Origin of the sequence: Accumulibacter sp., assembly GCF_023806635.1 — a bacterium.
In the GTDB taxonomy this organism is placed as follows: Bacteria; Pseudomonadota; Gammaproteobacteria; order Burkholderiales; family Rhodocyclaceae; genus Accumulibacter.
The window spans coordinates 19,944-36,223 of the sequence record NZ_JAMTDQ010000109.1 but is presented as its reverse complement, the minus strand read 5'-3'; the positions used below and the strand labels follow the sequence as shown (position 1 = coordinate 36,223).

Below are 16,280 nucleotides of genomic sequence, written 5' to 3'. Positions count from 1 at the left end.
GTCGCCGAACGCCGAGCGAGCACCCAACCTGCCGACCGAGCTCGCCTGGCACAGCGCCCCGCTTCGTCCCGACGCTGGGTTTGCGGCTCGCGACGCCGTGGCTCGATCGCGCCTGCAGAACTGTCGACATGCTTTACACCGAGTCGCCACCGTACGCCGACAAGACGGAACAAAGCCAACCAGTCGCCCTTCGGCGGCGGCGGCGCCTATGTCGAGGTCGAGTCGGCGGTGCCGCTGCCGGGCACGCTGGCGCTCGTCGGTCTCGGTCTGGCTGGACTCGGCCTGCGTCGCCGGGCAGTCTGAACCTGACGATCGGGCGGCGGTCCGCTTCGGGCTGCCGCCCGTGACACGGCCCGGTTCGCCAGGCTGTGTCACGAAGAAAATCATGCCGGCATCGCCGGCATTTTTTTTGGTGGCGGGTCGCGCGGCAGTGACTGGCGGCGCTCCCGACTTCCCTCCCGTATGGGCCCGCTCCTGCAGGCTGCCGCGCACCGTGTCTGCCTGGGGATGAGTCGTCGTGGCCGCTCACCCATGCTGGTGCTCGCGATCGGCAGCCGCCCCAATCTGGTGCGACGGTACACACGAGGCTTGCCGAGTGCATCGCCAGAAGACGTCGGAACGTGGCTTCCAGGCTGCTCCAGCGGGTCTTTGCGAAAGTGGCACGCTCCTTGCTCTGTCCCTCCTCGTGGAAGATTTCTTCCCGATCCCACAACACTCGAGGAGCTGACAGATGGTACGTCGCAATTTCATGAAGACGATCTCGGCGGTCGCGGTGACCGCTGCCTTCGGCCTCAACTCGTTCGCCGCAATGGCCGCCGAGACGATCAAGGTCGGAGTCCTGCATTCGCTGTCGGGCACGATGGCCATCTCGGAGACGGCGCTCAAGGAGACCGTCCTGATGGCGATCGCCGAGATCAACAGCAAGGGCGGCGTTCTCGGCAAGAAGCTCGAGCCGGTGGTCGTCGATCCGGCGTCGAACTGGCCGCTGTTCGCCGAGAAGGCGCGCCAGTTGCTGAGCAAGGACAAGGTGGCGGTGGTCTTCGGCTGCTGGACCTCGGTGTCGCGCAAGTCGGTCCTGCCCGTGTTCAAGGAGCTCAACGGCCTGCTCTTCTATCCGGTGCAGTACGAGGGCGAGGAACTCGAATACAACGTCTTCTACACCGGCGCGGCGCCAAACCAGCAGGCGATTCCGGCAGTCGAGTACCTGATGAGCAAGGACGGCGGCGAAGCCAAGCGCTTCGTGCTGCTCGGCACCGACTACGTGTATCCGCGGACGACGAACAAGATCCTGCGAGCCTTCCTGAAGTCGAAGGGGGTCGCCGACGCCGACATCATGGAGGAATACACGCCCTTCGGTCACAGTGACTACCAGACGATCATCGCCAAGATCAAGAAGTTCTCCAGCGAAGGCAAGAAGACGGCGGTGGTGTCGACCATCAACGGCGATTCGAACGTACCGTTCTACAAGGAACTCGGCAACGCCGGCATCAAGGCGACCGAGGTGCCGGTGGTTGCCTTCTCGGTCGGTGAGGAAGAGCTGCGCGGTGTCGACACGAAGCCGCTGGTCGGCCACCTGGCTTCGTGGAACTACTTCATGTCGCTGAAGAATCCGCAGAACGAACAGTTCACGAAGATGTACCGCGCCTGGGCAGTCAAGCAGAAGCTGCCGAATGCCGACAGGGCGGTGACCAACGATCCGATGGAAGCGACCTACATTGGCGTCAACATGTGGAAGCAGGCCGTCGAGAAGGCGAAGTCGACCGACGTCGACAAGGTGATCGCGGCGATGGCGGGGCAGACCTTCAAGGCACCGTCGGGATTCACGATCAAGATGGACGAGACGAACCACCACCTGCACAAGCCGGTGTTCATCGGCGAGATCAAGGCCGACGGGCAGTTCACCGTCGTCTGGAAGACGCCGGGACCGGTGCGGGCGCAGCCGTGGAGTCCGTTCATCCCGGGTAACGAGCAGCGGAAGGATCGGCCGGAAGGCAGGTAGGTCGGCAGCGGCATGGCGCGCGCCGCTGTTGCGGGCGCGCCGGCCGCCCTGCCGCGGGCATTGCGGGCGGGGTTCGGCGCGAGGGAGAATTAATGCACAAGTTGCGATTACTGCTGGCCATCTGCCTGCTCGGCATCTCCTGCGCGCAGGCGGCGATCGATCCGGAGTTGCTCAAGCCGCTCGCCGACGACGATTCGGATCGACGCATTGCCGCCATCCTGGCGCTGGTCGAGGCGGCGCCGGAAGAGGCGCAGCCGGTGCTCAAGGCGATGGCCGAGGACTCGCTGGCGCTCGCCGGCGAGCGCGTGGTGATATTGGGCGAGGGTGGACGCGTCTTCGACGCGGCCAGCAAGCGCGAGCTGACGCCACCGCCGGCTGGCGTCGAGACGATCGGCATCAACAACCGCGTGCGGCGCGAGCTGGCTTCGGCCCTGGCGGCGTTGCGCCTCTTCTCGGCCGAGCGAGCGGTGCGCTGGCAGGCGGCGCAGGAAGTCAACCAGAATGCTGACGCCAAGATGTTGCCGCTGCTCGAGCGCGCGCTCGCGGCGGAACAGGATGCCGCGATCCGCGCCCGGCTGCAGCTCGCGCGGGCGCAGGCGAGCCTCGGCTCGAGCGACGCCGACGTCCGCCTCGATGCGGTGCGCACGCTCGGCGAGAGCAGCGATCCACGCGTCCGCCAGCTTCTCCTGCCGTTGACCCAGAAGCAGGGCGACGACTGGCTCGAACCAGACAGCGCCGTGCGCGCCGCCGCCGGCACCTCGATCCGTTCGATCGAGCAGCGGCTGGCCTGGGCCGACAACCTCGGCCGCGCCTTCACCGGTCTCTCGCTCGGTTCGATCCTGCTGCTCGCGGCGCTCGGCCTGGCGATCACCTACGGCGTCATGGGGGTGATCAACATGGCGCACGGCGAACTGCTGATGGTCGGCGCCTATTCGGCGTGGGCGATGCAGAGCGTCTTTCGCGCCCACCTGCCGGGCGCGCTCGACTGGTATCTGCTGGCGGCGATTCCGGTGGGTTTCCTCAGCGCGGCGCTGGTCGGCGTGCTGATGGAGCGGATCGTCATCCGCCACCTCTACGGCCGGCCGCTGGAGACGCTGCTCGCCACCTGGGGCATCTCGCTCTTCCTGATGCAGGTGGCGCGCACGCTGTTCGGCGCGCAGAACGTCGAGGTTGCCAATCCGGGCTGGATGGCCGGTGGCGTCGAGCTGCTGCCGAACCTGCTGCTGCCGTGGAACCGGATCATCATCGTCGCCTTCTCGATCGCCGTGCTGGTCGCCATGTGGGCGATCCTCAACCTCTCGCGACTCGGCATGTTCGTCCGCGCGGTGACGCAGAACCGGCCGATGGCCGGCTGCGTCGGCGTCCCCACCGGCCGCATCGATACCCTGGCCTTCGGCCTCGGCGCCGGTATCGCCGGCCTTGGTGGCGTCGCGCTGTCGCAGATCGCCAACGTCGGACCCGACATGGGACAGGGCTACATCGTCGACTCGTTCATGGTCGTCGTCCTCGGTGGCGTCGGCCAGCTTGCCGGTGCCGTCTGGGCAGCGCTCGGCCTCGGCGTGTTCACCAAGTTCCTCGAAGGCTGGACGGGTGCCGTCGTCGCCAAGATCGTCGTCCTCGTCCTCATCATCGTCTTCATCCAGAAGCGTCCGCAGGGCCTGTTCGCCCTCAAGGGCCGTTTCGTCGAATCCTGACCGTGGGGGAAGCAAGGATCATGCGCCCTTCGCCTGCACGCACCCCGTTCATCGTCCGCCTCGGGGCCAGTTTCGACGCCCGTGGCTGGCGGTTGAGCGGCCTGTTCGCCGCCTTCGCGCTGATCGCCGTGCCGGTCATGCACCTGGCGCTGCCCGCCGACCATCCGCTGCACCTGTCGACCTGGTTCATCACGCTGGTCGGCAAGATCCTCTGCTACGCGATCGTCGCCGTCGCCATGGACCTGATCTGGGGTTATGGCGGGATTCTCTCGCTCGGGCACGGGCTCTTCTTCGCCCTCGGTGGCTACGGCTTCGGCATGTACCTGATGCGGCAGATCGGCCGCGACGGCAGTTATCAATCCGACCTGCCCGATTTCATGGTCTTTCTCGACTGGAAGGAGCTGCCGTGGTTCTGGGTCGGCAGCGACAGCTTCCTCTGGGCGGTACTGCTGGTCCTCGTCGTGCCGGCGCTGATCGCCTTCGTCTTCGGCTACTTCGCCTTCCGCTCGCGCATCAAGGGGGTCTATTTCTCGATCATCACGCAGGCGCTGACCTATGCGGCGATGCTGCTCTTCTTCCGCAACGAAACCGGCTTTGGCGGCAACAACGGCTTCACCGACTTCAAGCGCATCCTCGGCCATCCGATCACCGCGCCGGAAACGCGTGTCGTCCTCTTCGCGCTGTCGGCGCTGGCGCTGATCGGCACCCTGCTGCTGGCGCGCTACCTCGTGCGCTCGAAGTTCGGCCGCGTGCTGACGGCGATTCGCGATGCCGAGTCGCGCGTCATGTTCATCGGCTACAACCCGCTGTGGTACAAGCTCTTCGTGTGGACGCTGTCGGCGATGCTCTGTGCCGTCGCCGGCGCGCTCTACGTGCCGCAGGTGGGGATCATCAATCCCTCGGAAATGTCGGTCGGCAATTCGATCGAGATCGCCATCTGGGTTGCCGTCGGTGGCCGCGGTACGCTGATCGGGCCGGTGATCGGCGCCTTCCTGGTCAATCTGGCGAAGAGCTGGTTCACCGTCAGCTTTCCCGAGTACTGGCTGTTCTTCCTCGGCACACTGTTCATCGTCGCCACGCTCTACCTGCCGCAGGGTGTGGTCGGCCTCTGGCTGCGGCTGCGCGCCCGCCGGCGGGGCAAGGGCGCCGCGGCCGGCGAGCCACCGGCGGCGGTGGCGAAGGGAGTGGGGGCATGAACGCCGCCGACCTGCCGCCGACGAACGGCGACAACCCGGACTGGGACAGCGGCACCGCCGAGCTCGGCCACATCCTGAAGCCGGGACAACTCGACCTCTCGCACAAGGTCATCCTCTATCTCGATGACATCACGGTCAGCTTCGACGGCTTTCGGGCGCTCAACAAGCTGTCGCTGACGATCGACGCCGGCGAGCTGCGCTGCATCATCGGCCCGAACGGCGCCGGCAAGACGACGATGATGGACGTCATCACCGGCAAGACGCGACCCGACGAGGGGACGGTGTTCTTCGGCCAGACGATCGACCTGACACGGCTTTCCGAACCCGAAATCGCCCACATGGGGATCGGCCGCAAGTTCCAGAAGCCGACGATCTTCGAGAACCACACGGTGTTCGAGAATCTCGAACTGGCGATGAAGACCGACAAGCGGGTCTGGCGCAGCCTCTTCGCCACCCTCGATTCGGCGGCTGGCGACCGCATCGCCGAGACGCTGCAGTTGATCCGCCTGACAACCGACGCCGACCGGCTGGCCGGCCTGCTCTCGCACGGCCAGAAGCAGTGGCTGGAGATCGGCATGCTGCTGATGCAGGAGCCGAAGCTGCTGCTGCTCGACGAGCCGGTCGCCGGCATGACCGACGAGGAGACCGAACGGACCGGCGAGTTGTTCCTGTCGCTGGCCGGCAGGCATTCGCTGGTCGTCGTCGAGCACGACATGGCTTTCGTCAAGCAGCTTGGCGGCAAGGTGACGGTGCTGCACGAAGGCAGTGTGCTGGCCGAAGGCAGCCTGGAGGAAGTCCAGGCCGACCAGCGGGTGATCGAAGTCTACCTGGGACGTTGACGCGACGATGTTGCAGATCAGCAATCTGAACCAGTACTACGGCGGCAGCCACATCCTGCGCAACCTCAGCTTCAGCGCCGAGGCGGGCAAGGTGACGGCGATCCTCGGGCGCAACGGCGTCGGCAAGTCGACCCTGCTGAAGTCGCTGATGGGCCTGCTGCCGACGAAAGGCGGGACGATCGAGTTCGCCGGCCGCGACCTGACGCGTGCGCCGTCGCACCAGCGCGTGCGGGCGGGAATCGGCTACGTGCCGCAGGGGCGGGAAATCTTCCCCCGCCTGACGGTACAGGAGAACCTGCTCATGGGGCTGGCGACCTGCCCCGGCGGCACGCGTGTTCCCGAGCGCATCTTCGAGATGTTCCCGGTGCTGCGGCAGATGCTGCGCCGGCGTGGTGGCGACCTCTCCGGTGGCCAGCAGCAGCAACTGGCGATCGGCCGCGCGCTGGCGATGGGGCCGAAGCTGCTGATCCTCGATGAGCCGACCGAGGGCATCCAGCCGTCGATCATCAAGGACATAGAGCGCGCGATCCGCTCTCTCGCGGCGAGTGGCGAAATGGCCATCCTGCTCGTCGAGCAGTACTACGACTTCGCGCGTTCGCTCGCCGACCAGTACCTGGTCATGGAGCGCGGCGAGATCATCATGCGCGGGCGGGGAGACGAGATGGAGAAGGACGGGGTGCTGGCGGCGCTGGCCGTGTAACCGACAAGAGATCATCGAGTGCGAGGCAGGCCGCAAATGAGCCGTTCGGTGGCAGGAGTCCCTTGCGGCCGCGCCCACGGTGATTCGGCATGCGCCATCTCCTGCTGAACTTCATTGCTCGCCTCAGCGTTGCGCGCAAGCTGATCCTGATCTACGCGCTCGACCTGTCGGCGGTGATCTTCGTCTCGACGATCCTGATCAACGAGAAGTTCATCGCCATCGACTTCGCGCGCAAGGAGATCGTCGGTAACGACTACATCGGCGCGCTGCGCACAGCCACGCTCGGCGCGCTGACGGGCGGCGGGCCACGTGGCTCGGCGGACGCCGTGCTCGCAGCCGAAGGACGTCATGGTTCGGCGCGCGGTGATCTGGGCAGCAGCGAACTGGCGCAGGCCCTGGCCGGCAAATTGCGCCGGCTGGAGGATGCCGACTCCCGGTCAGCCAGCGACGAACACGCGGTCGCGTCGGCATTGCAGGCGCTGATCACCCGTATCGGCAATCAGTCGAATCTGATCCTCGATCCCGATCTGGACAGTTACTACACGATGTCGCTGGTGGTCCTGCGTTTCCCGGAACTCCTCGACCTGATCGGTCGCATTCGCGACCAGGCGCAGACGGCCGCGGCGGCGGCGCCAGCCCGGCGGGCGCATGAACAGAGCTCCTACCTCATCCTCGAAGGCCGTCTCGATGCCGTCGTCAGCGGCATCGAGAGCGACTACGCTGAAGCCTTCGCGGCCGGCAGCGCGGAACTCGGGGTCGCGCTGCAGCCGACACGGCAGAGACTGCTGGCGGCGGTGGAAGCGTTGCGCGCCAGCGCCCGACGACTGGCCATCGACCAGGATGGCAGCCGACGCGGTGCCGACCACGATCGGCTGGCGCTCGCCACCTGGCGGCAGCTCGACGCCGCGTGGATGGCGGCCGGCAGTGCCCTCGGCGGCCTGCTGCAGCAGCGGATCGATGACCTGTTCCAGCGCATGTGGCTGCACCTGGGTACCGCTGCTGCCCTGTTGCTGCTCCTGCTCAGCGTCGTCTATTTCGTGGCGCGCCAGATCGCGCTGCCGATTCGGCGTCTCGCCGACGTTGCCGATGATGTGCGCCGCTCGGGCGATTACACGCTGCGGGCGAAGTGGCCTTCCTCCGACGAGATCGGCCGCCTGATCAACGCCTTCAACGACATGCTGGAGCAGCTCGACCGCAGCCGCCGCCTCGAACAGGAACTCGCTGCCCAGGCGCGCGCCGCCGAAGCGCAGCGGCAGCTGCTGGATGCCGTCCCGATCCCGCTGCTGGTGACGGCGACGCCACAGCATGAGGTGCTGCACACCAACGCGCAGGCGAACGCCTGGCTCGACAACCGCCGCAGTGACCCCTGGGCGGGCGGTCTGCCAGCCGAGGCGCGGGTGCAGTTCTTCCAGATGCTGGCTGACCGCGGCGCGGTGGACGAGTTCGAGATCCTCTGGCACGGTGCCAACCGGCGCGAGTGGGCCTTGATCTCGGCACGACGCCTGCGCTATCAGGATCGTGATGCCGTGCTCACCGCCTTCACGCCGATCGGCCGGACCAAGCAGATGGAGTCACGCCTGGAACTGTGGGCCAGGGTGTTCGAAGCGTCCTCGGAAAGCATCCTGATCACCGACGCCAGGCGCATCATTCTGACCGCCAACCGGGCCTTCAGCCGCAGCACGGGGTACGAGTGCCTCGAGGTGGTCGACGACACGCCCGAATTCCTGCGTTCCGATCGCCATCCGGATGGCTTCTACGAGGAAGTCTGGCAGATGGCAGTCGCTCGTGGCCACTGGCAGGGCGAGATGTGGATCCGGCGCAAGAGCGGGGAGGCCCTGCCGGTATGGGCGGCGCTGAACGCGGTACGCGACGGATCCGCCCGGATCACCCACTACATCGCCACCTGGTTCGACATCAGCGCGCGCAAGGCCGACGAGCAGCGCATCAGCCACCTCGCACAGCATGACGTCCTCACCGATCTGCCCAACCGGGCGCTTTGCGTCGAACGCTTGCGCCTGGCGCTCCAGCAGGCAGACCGGCACAAGCGGCGGCTGGCAGTGCTGTTCATCGACCTCGACCGGTTCAAGAACATCAACGATTCGCTCGGTCATCATATCGGCGACGCAGTCCTGCGCTCGGTCTCGAGCCAGCTCCAGCGTGGGGTGCGCAGCGGCGACACGGTGAGCCGCATGGGCGGTGACGAATTCGTCGTCGTTCTCAATGGCGTCACCGACGTCGAGGAGATCCGTCAGATCGTCGAGTGTCGTCTGATCCGGCTGATCCGCCAGCCACACAACGTCGGTGGCGCCGAGCTGCACGTCTCGTGCAGCATCGGCATCGCCGTCTACCCCGAGGATGGACTCGAGATCGAAACCCTGATGCGCAACGCCGATGCGGCGATGTACCAGGCGAAGCAGCAGGGCCGCAACAATGCCCAGTTCTTCACCCTGGAGATGGACCGGCGCGCGCGCGAGCGGATGCAGATCGAGAACGACCTGCGTGTGGCGATCGAGCGTCGGCAACTGTGTGTCTTCTATCAGCCAAGAGTCGAATGCTGCAGCGGCAGGCTGCTCGGCGCCGAAGCGCTGGTGCGCTGGCGGCACCCGCAACACGGGCTGATCACACCGGCACGATTCATTCCGGTGGCCGAAGACAGCGGTTTGATCGTCCCGATCGGCGCCTGGGTGCTCGCCGAAGCGTGTCGTCAGCTGGCGACCTGGCGCGCGACCAGCCAGGAACTGGCAATCTCGGTCAACCTCTCGGCGGCACAGCTGCACGATCCCGATCTGCTGGTGACGCTACGGCAGGCGATCGCCGAGCATGGCGTCAACCCGGCGATGATCGAGCTGGAACTGACCGAGTCGCTGCTGATGGAAGACGTCACTCTGACCATCGACCTGCTGCAGGCGATCAAGGCGCTGGGCATCTCGCTCGCGGTCGATGACTTCGGCACCGGCTACTCGAGCCTGAACTACCTGCACCGATTCCCGATCGACAAGCTGAAGATCGATCAGTCCTTCGTCAGGAACATGCTCGACGATCCCAACGACCTGGCGATCACCAAGGCGGTGATCGGCCTCGGTCACACGCTGGGACTGCGCGTCGTCGCCGAAGGCGTCGAACAGACCGAGGAAATGCGCGTGCTTGCTGCAGCCGGCTGTGACGAACTGCAGGGTTACCTGTTCGGCAAGCCGATGCCGGCGGATGACTTCGGCCGCTGGCGCGAGTCCTTCGCGGGCGGGATGGGCTGATGATGTATCGTTGGTGGCGCTTCCGTTCCCGGACGGGAACGAGGCTGCTCATCCCGACCGGGGCGGGCTCGCTGCCCAGTCCTGCGAACTCTGCCTGGCGCCCGCCAGGCGGCATCTCTTGTGGAGCGCTGCATGGAAGAACGACTCGAGATCAAATCACCCTGGTCGATGGTCCCGATGGACGCCATGGACGGCCTCATCGCCGAGATCAAGGATGCCCTGCCGTCCGACCACCCGCTGCAGGAGCACGAGCTCTTTCCCGGCATCAAGTGGGCGGGGCGACCGATCTTCATCGTCGACGACGACACCACCGGTGAGCGCCTTCGCATCGATTTCGAGCAGCCGGAGCGCTGGCGGAAGACGCGCTTCAAGGTGCCGGCGATACAGGTGTTGCGCGATGGCGCCGAAGTCGCGGCGATGATCGAGCGGGATCATCTCGCCGAACTCGTCGCCTGGCCCACCGCCGGCGACTGAGGCGCCCCGCGGCGCTGCCGCGCACCCGGGTTGTAGTGGCGGCCGAACCGGCACTCGGGATCGGGCAGGAAGCCATCCGCGTCGAGGTTCAAGGTGGCGCCCATCGGCAGCCAGTAGCGCTGCCAGCGATGGTGAATGTTCGCGCTCATGCGATGACGAGCGGGGCAGGCGAGAGCGGCAGCACCCCGGCGCTGGTCGATGAGCCAGGGTCCGGTCGGTCGCGGCTGATCATTGAAGTGTCCTTGCGGTGAGTGGCACACATCATCGACGTTTTGACGAGCAGCGACAAGACCACTGGCAGGGAGTGCGGGAAGCCTTCCCGCGCCTGTGATGCCGGATTGCTTGCCGGACTCGTCGCTCGTCGCGGACAGCGATCCGCCAGCCACGCGCTCGCGCGGCGGCGCGCCGATCCGGCTCGCTGCTGTTTGTCGGGGCAGGCGATCCGCGCTAGACTTTGCTCGGTCGATCATCGGAAACCGCCATGCGTCTGCCGCAAGAGAAACCCTCTGTCTACGAAGATCTTTTCGCTCTGCCGGAATACGTCGTCGGCGAGATCATCGACGGCCGTCTGGTCACCCATCCGCGGCCGGCCCCACGGCATGCCCGGGCGAGTTCTTCGCTCGGCTTCGAGCTGGGCGGTCCGTTCGATCTGGCGCGAAATGGTCCGGGCGGCTGGTGGATCCTCGACGAACCCGAGATCCATCTCGAGCAACACGTTCTCGTCCCCGACGTCGCCGGCTGGCGGCGCGAACGCCTGCCGCGATTGCCCGAGACCGCCGGGTTCGATCTCGCCCCCGACTGGGTCTGCGAGATCCTGTCGCCGGCGACGGCACGCGTCGACCGGGCGGAAAAGTTGCCGATCTACGCCGCGCACGGCGTGCAACACGCGTGGCTCGTCGATCCCGATCTGCGCATCCTGGATGTCCTCGAGAACCGCGGCGGCCAGTGGCTGTTGCTTGCCGTTCTCGAGGACGAGGCGGCCGTTGCGCAGCCGCCGTTCGCCGTCATCAGCTTCGCGCTCGCGGGGCTGTGGGCGGATTGAGCGAGCGCACCCGGTTCGCGTCGTCCAGCGTCGCGCCGGCGGTCGGCAATGTCCCCCGGCCGGGCTGGCAGGCTCGCCTGTCACTCGGTTTCGAACGGCGTGGCGAGCGGACGGTGCTGGCCCACTGCGCCCACCTGGGGCCGCTGCGGGTTCAGAAGGCGCTCTACCCGGAGGGGCCGGCGGTCTGCCAGGCGATCGTCCTGCATCCGCCGGGCGGCGTCGCCGGCGGCGACAGCCTCGACATCGTCGTCGTCGCGGCGGCGGCTGCGCACGCGCAGTTGACGACACCGGGCGCCGGCAAGTGGTATCGTTCGGACGGGCGGCGCGCGCGGCAGACCGTCGGTCTGCGTGCGGACGAGCAGGCCATCGTCGAGTGGCTGCCGCAGGAAACGATCGTTTTCGACGGCGTCGAGGCGGAGATGCTGACGCGGGTCGATCTGGCCGCTGGCGCCGTTTACTGTGGCTGGGAAATCCTCTGCCTCGGGCGAACGGCCGCCGGCGAGACTTTCAGCCAGGGCCGGCTCGAATTGTCGACGCGCATCGAGCAAGGCGGGCGGCCGTTGTGGATCGAACGCGGCTGCCTGCGCGGCGGTTCGCCGTGGCTCGCTGCCGCCGCCGGCCTCGGCGGGCTGCCGGTGAGCGGCACGCTGCTGCTCGCCGGCCGGCCGGTCGCAGCGGAATGGCTGGCAGCCTGCCGCGCCGTGCCGTCACCCCGCGGCCTGCGCGTCGGTGTGACGGCGCTGCCCGGCGTGCTCGTGGCGCGCTGTCTGGGGCCGGCCAGCGAGCCGGCAAAGGCGTGGCTGACGGGGGTCTGGCGGCGCTTGCGGCCGCTGGCGCTGGCCAGGGAGGCGGTGCCGCCGCGCATCTGGAGTACCTGATCCTGTTGAGAGGAAGCAATGGAACTGACGCCAAGAGAGAAGGACAAGCTGCTGCTGTTCACCGCCGCGCTGCTTGCCGAGCGGCGCCGCGCACGCGGCCTGCGGCTCAATTATCCGGAAGCGGTGGCGCTGATCAGCGCGGCGATCATCGAGGGGGCGCGTGACGGACGGACGGTGGCCGAACTGATGCACCACGGCACGACCCTTCTTTCGCGCGACGAGGTCATGGAGGGTGTTCCCGAGATGATCCACGATATCCAGGTCGAGGCCACCTTTCCCGACGGCACCAAGCTGGTCACCGTCCATCACCCGATCGTCTGAGGAGGTCCGGCATGATTCCCGGAGAGATGCACATCGAGCCCGGCGAGATCGAGCTCAACGCCGGTCGCGAGACGATCCGGCTGGCTGTTGCCAACACCGGTGACCGACCGATCCAGGTCGGTTCGCACTACCACTTCGCCGAGACCAACGCGGCGCTGCAATTCGATCGCGTCGCCGCGCGCGGCTTCCGGCTCGACATCGCCGCCGGTACGGCGGTGCGTTTCGAGCCGGGGCAGACGCGCAGCGTGCAGCTCGTCGCGCTCGCCGGCGAGCGCCGGGTCTACGGCTTCACCGCCAGCATCATGGGAGCACTCGAATGAGCGTCCGCATCTCGCGCCAGGCCTATGCCGAAATGTTCGGGCCGACGGTCGGCGACCGCGTCCGCCTCGCCGACACCGATCTGTGGATCGAGGTCGAGCAGGATTTCACCGTCCATGGCGACGAGGTCAAGTTCGGCGGTGGCAAGGTGATTCGCGACGGCATGGGCCAGGGCCAGAAGCCGGCGGCGGAAGTTGCCGACACGGTGATCACCAACGCTCTGATCGTCGACCACTGGGGAATCGTCAAGGCCGACATCGCCCTCAAGGACGGCCGCATCGCCGCCATCGGCAAGGCCGGCAACCCGGACATCCAGCCCGGTGTAACGATCAACATCGGTGGCGGCACCGAGATCATCGCCGGCGAGGGGATGATCGTCACCGCCGGCGGCATCGACAGCCACATCCACTTCATCTGCCCGCAGCAGATCGAGGAAGCGCTGATGTCGGGCGTGACGACGATGCTCGGCGGCGGCACCGGGCCTGCCACCGGCACCTACGCGACGACCTGCACGCCGGGCCCGTGGCACATCCAGCGCATGCTGCAGGCCGCCGAGGCGTTCCCGATGAACCTCGGCTTCTTCGGCAAGGGCAACGTCTCGCTGCCCGAGCCGCTGCGCGAGCAGGTGCGCGCCGGCGCGATCGGCCTCAAGCTGCACGAGGACTGGGGAACGACGCCGGCGGCGATCGACAACTGCCTGTCGGTCGCCGACGAGATGGACGTGCAGGTGGCGATCCACACCGACACGCTCAACGAATCGGGTTTCGTCGAAACGACCCTGGCTGCCTTCAGGGGGCGGACGATCCACACCTTCCATACCGAAGGGGCCGGCGGCGGGCACGCACCGGACATCCTGCGCGCCGTCGGCGAAGCCAACGTCCTGCCGTCGTCGACCAACCCGACGCGGCCGTACACGGTGAATACCGTCGACGAGCACCTCGACATGTTGATGGTCTGTCACCACCTGGACCCGGCGATCGCCGAGGATGTCGCCTTTGCCGAGAGCCGCATCCGGCGCGAGACGATCGCTGCCGAGGACATCCTGCACGACCTCGGGGCGCTGTCGATGATGTCGTCCGACTCGCAGGCGATGGGGCGGGTGGGCGAGGTGATCATCCGCACCTGGCAGACGGCGCACAAGATGAAGCTGCAGCGCGGTCCGCTGCCGTCTCCCGGCGCTGGCGCGCAGCGGCACGACAACTTCCGCGTCCAGCGCTACCTCGCCAAGTACACGATCAATCCGGCGATCACGCACGGCATCAGTCATCTCGTCGGCTCGATCGAAGTCGGCAAGCTCGCCGACCTGGTGCTCTGGAAGCCGGCCTTCTTCGGCGTCAAGCCGTCGCTGATCCTCAAGGGCGGGATGATCGCCGCCGCCGCCATGGGCGACGCGAACGCTTCGATTCCGACACCGCAACCGGTGCACTACCGGCCGATGTTCGGCTCCTTCGGCAGTGCCCTGCAGACTTCGGTGATCTTCGTCTCGCAGGCGGCGCTGGCCAGCCCGGCGATCGCCGCACTGCAGCTGCGCAAGCCGCTGGTCGCCGTTCGCCAGACCAGGGGGATCGGCAAGGCGGACATGGTGCACAACGGCGCGACGCCGAAGATCGAGGTCGATCCGGAGACCTACGCCGTCCGCGCCGACGGCGAGCTGCTGGTGTGCGAGCCGGCGAGCGTGCTGCCGCTGGCGCAGCGCTACTTCCTGTTCTGAGCGGCACATGCTTCTTGCCGAATCCTTTGCTGCCGCCGATGCGCCGGTCAGCGATCATCTGGTGCTGCCCTACGACGCCCGTTGCCGGAGCCGGCAGCGCGTCAGGCTGGTCGGCGGCGAGGAGATGGGCTATGTCCTTCCGGCGGGCACCGTGCTGCGGCATGGCGACCGGCTGCTGGCCGGCGATGGACGGGTAGTCGAGGTCGCCGCGGCGCCCGAAGAGCTGCTCGAAGTTCGCGCCCGTGACAGCTTGCAGTTGACCCGTGCCGCCTATCACCTGGGCAACCGGCACGTGCCGGTGCAGCTCGGCGACGGGTTCCTGCGCCTGCAGCCGGACCACGTGCTGGGCGACATGCTGCGGCGTCTGGCCTGTTCCGTCAGCGAGGTGGTGGCGCCGTTCGACCCGGAGGGGGGCGCCTACGGCGCGGCGCACGGCCATGGCGAGGCGCCTGCGCATGGGCACGACTACCGGCCGACGAAGGGCCGGCGGGTGGTCGAAGCACACGACCCTGGCCACGGTCCGCATCGCTCGCCGGCGAAGATCCACGAGTTCAAGTGAGCCTAGTGCTGACACGCCTGCTGCAGCTCGCCAGCCCGGCGTTGCCGGTGGGGGCCTACACCTATTCGCAGGGGCTCGAATGGGCCGTCGAGGCCGGGCTGGTGCGCGACGAGCGGAGCGCCGGGCAGTGGATCGGCGGTGTGCTCGAGGAAGGCATCGGTCGCTTCGAGGCGCCGCTCGCGGCCTGCCTGCAGCGCGCCTGGCGCGCCGCCGATATCGGCGAGGTGGCGCGTCTGAACGGCGAGTTCCTGGCCAGCCGCGAGTCGTCCGAGCTGCGTGCCGAGACCCTGCAGATGGGATACTCGCTGCGCCGCCTGCTGCATGACCTCGACGATTTCCCCTTGCCGGAGGTCCTCGATGAACTGCCGGAGACGGCTTTTCCGACGGTCTGGGCGCTCGCCGCTGCGTCCTGGCGGATCCCGCTGGCCGATTCGCTTGTGGCCTATCTGTGGTCCTGGTGCGAGAATCAGGTGCTGGCGGCGCTGAAGGCCGTGCCGCTTGGCCAGACCGCCGGACAGCGGGCCCTGCTGCAGCTCGGTGGCCGCATTCCGGCGGTCGTGCAACGGGCGCTGGTCCTCCCCGAGGCGGCATGGAGCAACTTCGCCCCTGGCTTCGCGCTGGCGTCGAGCCAGCACGAAACGCAGTACTCGAGACTGTTTCGATCATGACGGAAAGCGAGCCAAGGATGAACGCCCCAACCGCCCTGCGCATCGGCATCGGAGGTCCGGTCGGCTCAGGCAAGACCGCACTCACCCTGGCGCTGTGCCTTGCATTGCGCGACAGGTACAGCCTTGGCGTGGTGACCAACGACATCTATACCGCCGAGGACGCGAACTTCCTCGTGCAGCACGCTGCCCTGCCACAGGAACGCATTCTCGGCGTCGAGACGGGTGGCTGCCCGCACACCGCGATCCGCGAAGACGCCTCGATCAACCTCGAAGCCGTCGCGCGGCTGACCGCTACGTTCCCGGACATCGAGATCGTCCTGGTCGAGTCGGGAGGGGACAATCTTGCCGCGACCTTCAGCCCCGAGCTATCCGACCTGACGCTCTACGTCATCGACGTCGCCGCCGGCGACAAGATCCCGCGCAAGGGTGGTCCGGGGATCACCCGCTCCGACCTGCTGGTGATCAACAAGACCGATCTCGCGCCGCTGGTCGGCGCATCACTCGAAGTCATGGCGCGCGACAGCCGCAGGATGCGCGGCGAGCGTCCCTTCGTCTTCAGCAACATGAAGACCGGCGAGGGGCTGGCGGAGATCATCACCTTCATCGAGGAGCGCGGTCTGTTCCACTGAA

16 protein-coding genes are annotated in these 16,280 nt (G+C 67.2%); all 16 read left to right on the top strand.

The window, feature by feature from the left end; translation table 11 throughout:
* Positions 1-228 precede the first annotated feature (228 nt).
* Entirely contained in the window at positions 229-303 is a 75-nt protein-coding gene (locus NFW30_RS20140; RefSeq protein WP_363322130.1) for a PEP-CTERM sorting domain-containing protein, read from the top strand.
* Positions 304-730: 427 nt separating this feature from the next.
* On the top strand, positions 731-1,999 hold the full coding sequence (gene urtA, locus NFW30_RS18805) for an urea ABC transporter substrate-binding protein (protein ID WP_295349522.1): 1,269 nt from the start codon (positions 731-733) through the stop codon (positions 1,997-1,999).
* A 92-nt stretch (positions 2,000-2,091) separates the two neighbouring features.
* On the top strand, positions 2,092-3,693 hold the full coding sequence (urtB, locus tag NFW30_RS18800) for an urea ABC transporter permease subunit UrtB (protein ID WP_295349520.1): 1,602 nt from the start codon (positions 2,092-2,094) through the stop codon (positions 3,691-3,693).
* A 20-nt stretch (positions 3,694-3,713) separates the two neighbouring features.
* Complete coding sequence (gene urtC, locus NFW30_RS18795) at positions 3,714-4,889, top strand: urea ABC transporter permease subunit UrtC (protein WP_295349518.1); 1,176 nt, start codon at positions 3,714-3,716, stop codon at positions 4,887-4,889.
* Positions 4,886-5,728, top strand: coding sequence for an urea ABC transporter ATP-binding protein UrtD (gene urtD, locus NFW30_RS18790; protein ID WP_295349516.1), 843 nt, complete (start codon positions 4,886-4,888; stop codon positions 5,726-5,728). The genes urtC and urtD overlap by 4 nt, the downstream gene beginning before the upstream one ends.
* Before the next feature lie 7 nt (positions 5,729-5,735).
* Positions 5,736-6,428 (top strand): urea ABC transporter ATP-binding subunit UrtE, encoded by a 693-nt coding sequence (gene urtE, locus NFW30_RS18785; protein WP_295349514.1) that lies wholly within the window; start codon positions 5,736-5,738, stop codon positions 6,426-6,428.
* 89 nt (positions 6,429-6,517) lie between these two features.
* The gene (locus NFW30_RS18780; protein ID WP_295349512.1) at positions 6,518-9,679 is read left to right on the top strand and encodes an EAL domain-containing protein; all 3,162 of its coding nucleotides are present in this window, start codon (positions 6,518-6,520) and stop codon (positions 9,677-9,679) included.
* A 132-nt stretch (positions 9,680-9,811) separates the two neighbouring features.
* Positions 9,812-10,153 (top strand): hypothetical protein, encoded by a 342-nt coding sequence (locus NFW30_RS18775; RefSeq protein ID WP_295349510.1) that lies wholly within the window; start codon positions 9,812-9,814, stop codon positions 10,151-10,153.
* Between the two features lie 481 nt (positions 10,154-10,634).
* Positions 10,635-11,195, top strand: a complete 561-nt coding sequence (locus NFW30_RS18770) for a Uma2 family endonuclease (protein WP_295349507.1) — start codon at positions 10,635-10,637, stop codon at positions 11,193-11,195.
* The gene (locus NFW30_RS18765; RefSeq protein WP_295349505.1) at positions 11,192-12,073 is read left to right on the top strand and encodes an urease accessory protein UreD; all 882 of its coding nucleotides are present in this window, start codon (positions 11,192-11,194) and stop codon (positions 12,071-12,073) included. Before NFW30_RS18770 ends, NFW30_RS18765 begins: the two co-directional genes overlap by 4 nt.
* Positions 12,074-12,091: 18 nt before the next feature.
* Positions 12,092-12,394, top strand: coding sequence for an urease subunit gamma (locus tag NFW30_RS18760; RefSeq protein ID WP_295349503.1), 303 nt, complete (start codon positions 12,092-12,094; stop codon positions 12,392-12,394).
* 11 nt (positions 12,395-12,405) lie between these two features.
* Positions 12,406-12,714, top strand: a complete 309-nt coding sequence (locus NFW30_RS18755; RefSeq protein WP_295349501.1) for an urease subunit beta — start codon at positions 12,406-12,408, stop codon at positions 12,712-12,714.
* Positions 12,711-14,423: an urease subunit alpha gene (gene ureC / locus NFW30_RS18750; protein ID WP_295349498.1), complete on the top strand. Its 1,713-nt coding sequence runs from the start codon at positions 12,711-12,713 to the stop codon at positions 14,421-14,423. Before NFW30_RS18755 ends, ureC begins: the two co-directional genes overlap by 4 nt.
* Before the next feature lie 7 nt (positions 14,424-14,430).
* Complete coding sequence (gene ureE, locus NFW30_RS18745; RefSeq protein ID WP_295349496.1) at positions 14,431-14,982, top strand: urease accessory protein UreE; 552 nt, start codon at positions 14,431-14,433, stop codon at positions 14,980-14,982.
* Positions 14,979-15,650 (top strand): urease accessory protein UreF, encoded by a 672-nt coding sequence (locus NFW30_RS18740; protein ID WP_295349494.1) that lies wholly within the window; start codon positions 14,979-14,981, stop codon positions 15,648-15,650. The genes ureE and NFW30_RS18740 overlap by 4 nt, the downstream gene beginning before the upstream one ends.
* Before the next feature lie 17 nt (positions 15,651-15,667).
* Complete coding sequence (ureG, locus tag NFW30_RS18735) at positions 15,668-16,279, top strand: urease accessory protein UreG (RefSeq protein ID WP_295349492.1); 612 nt, start codon at positions 15,668-15,670, stop codon at positions 16,277-16,279.
* The last annotated feature ends 1 nt before the right edge of the window (position 16,280 follow it).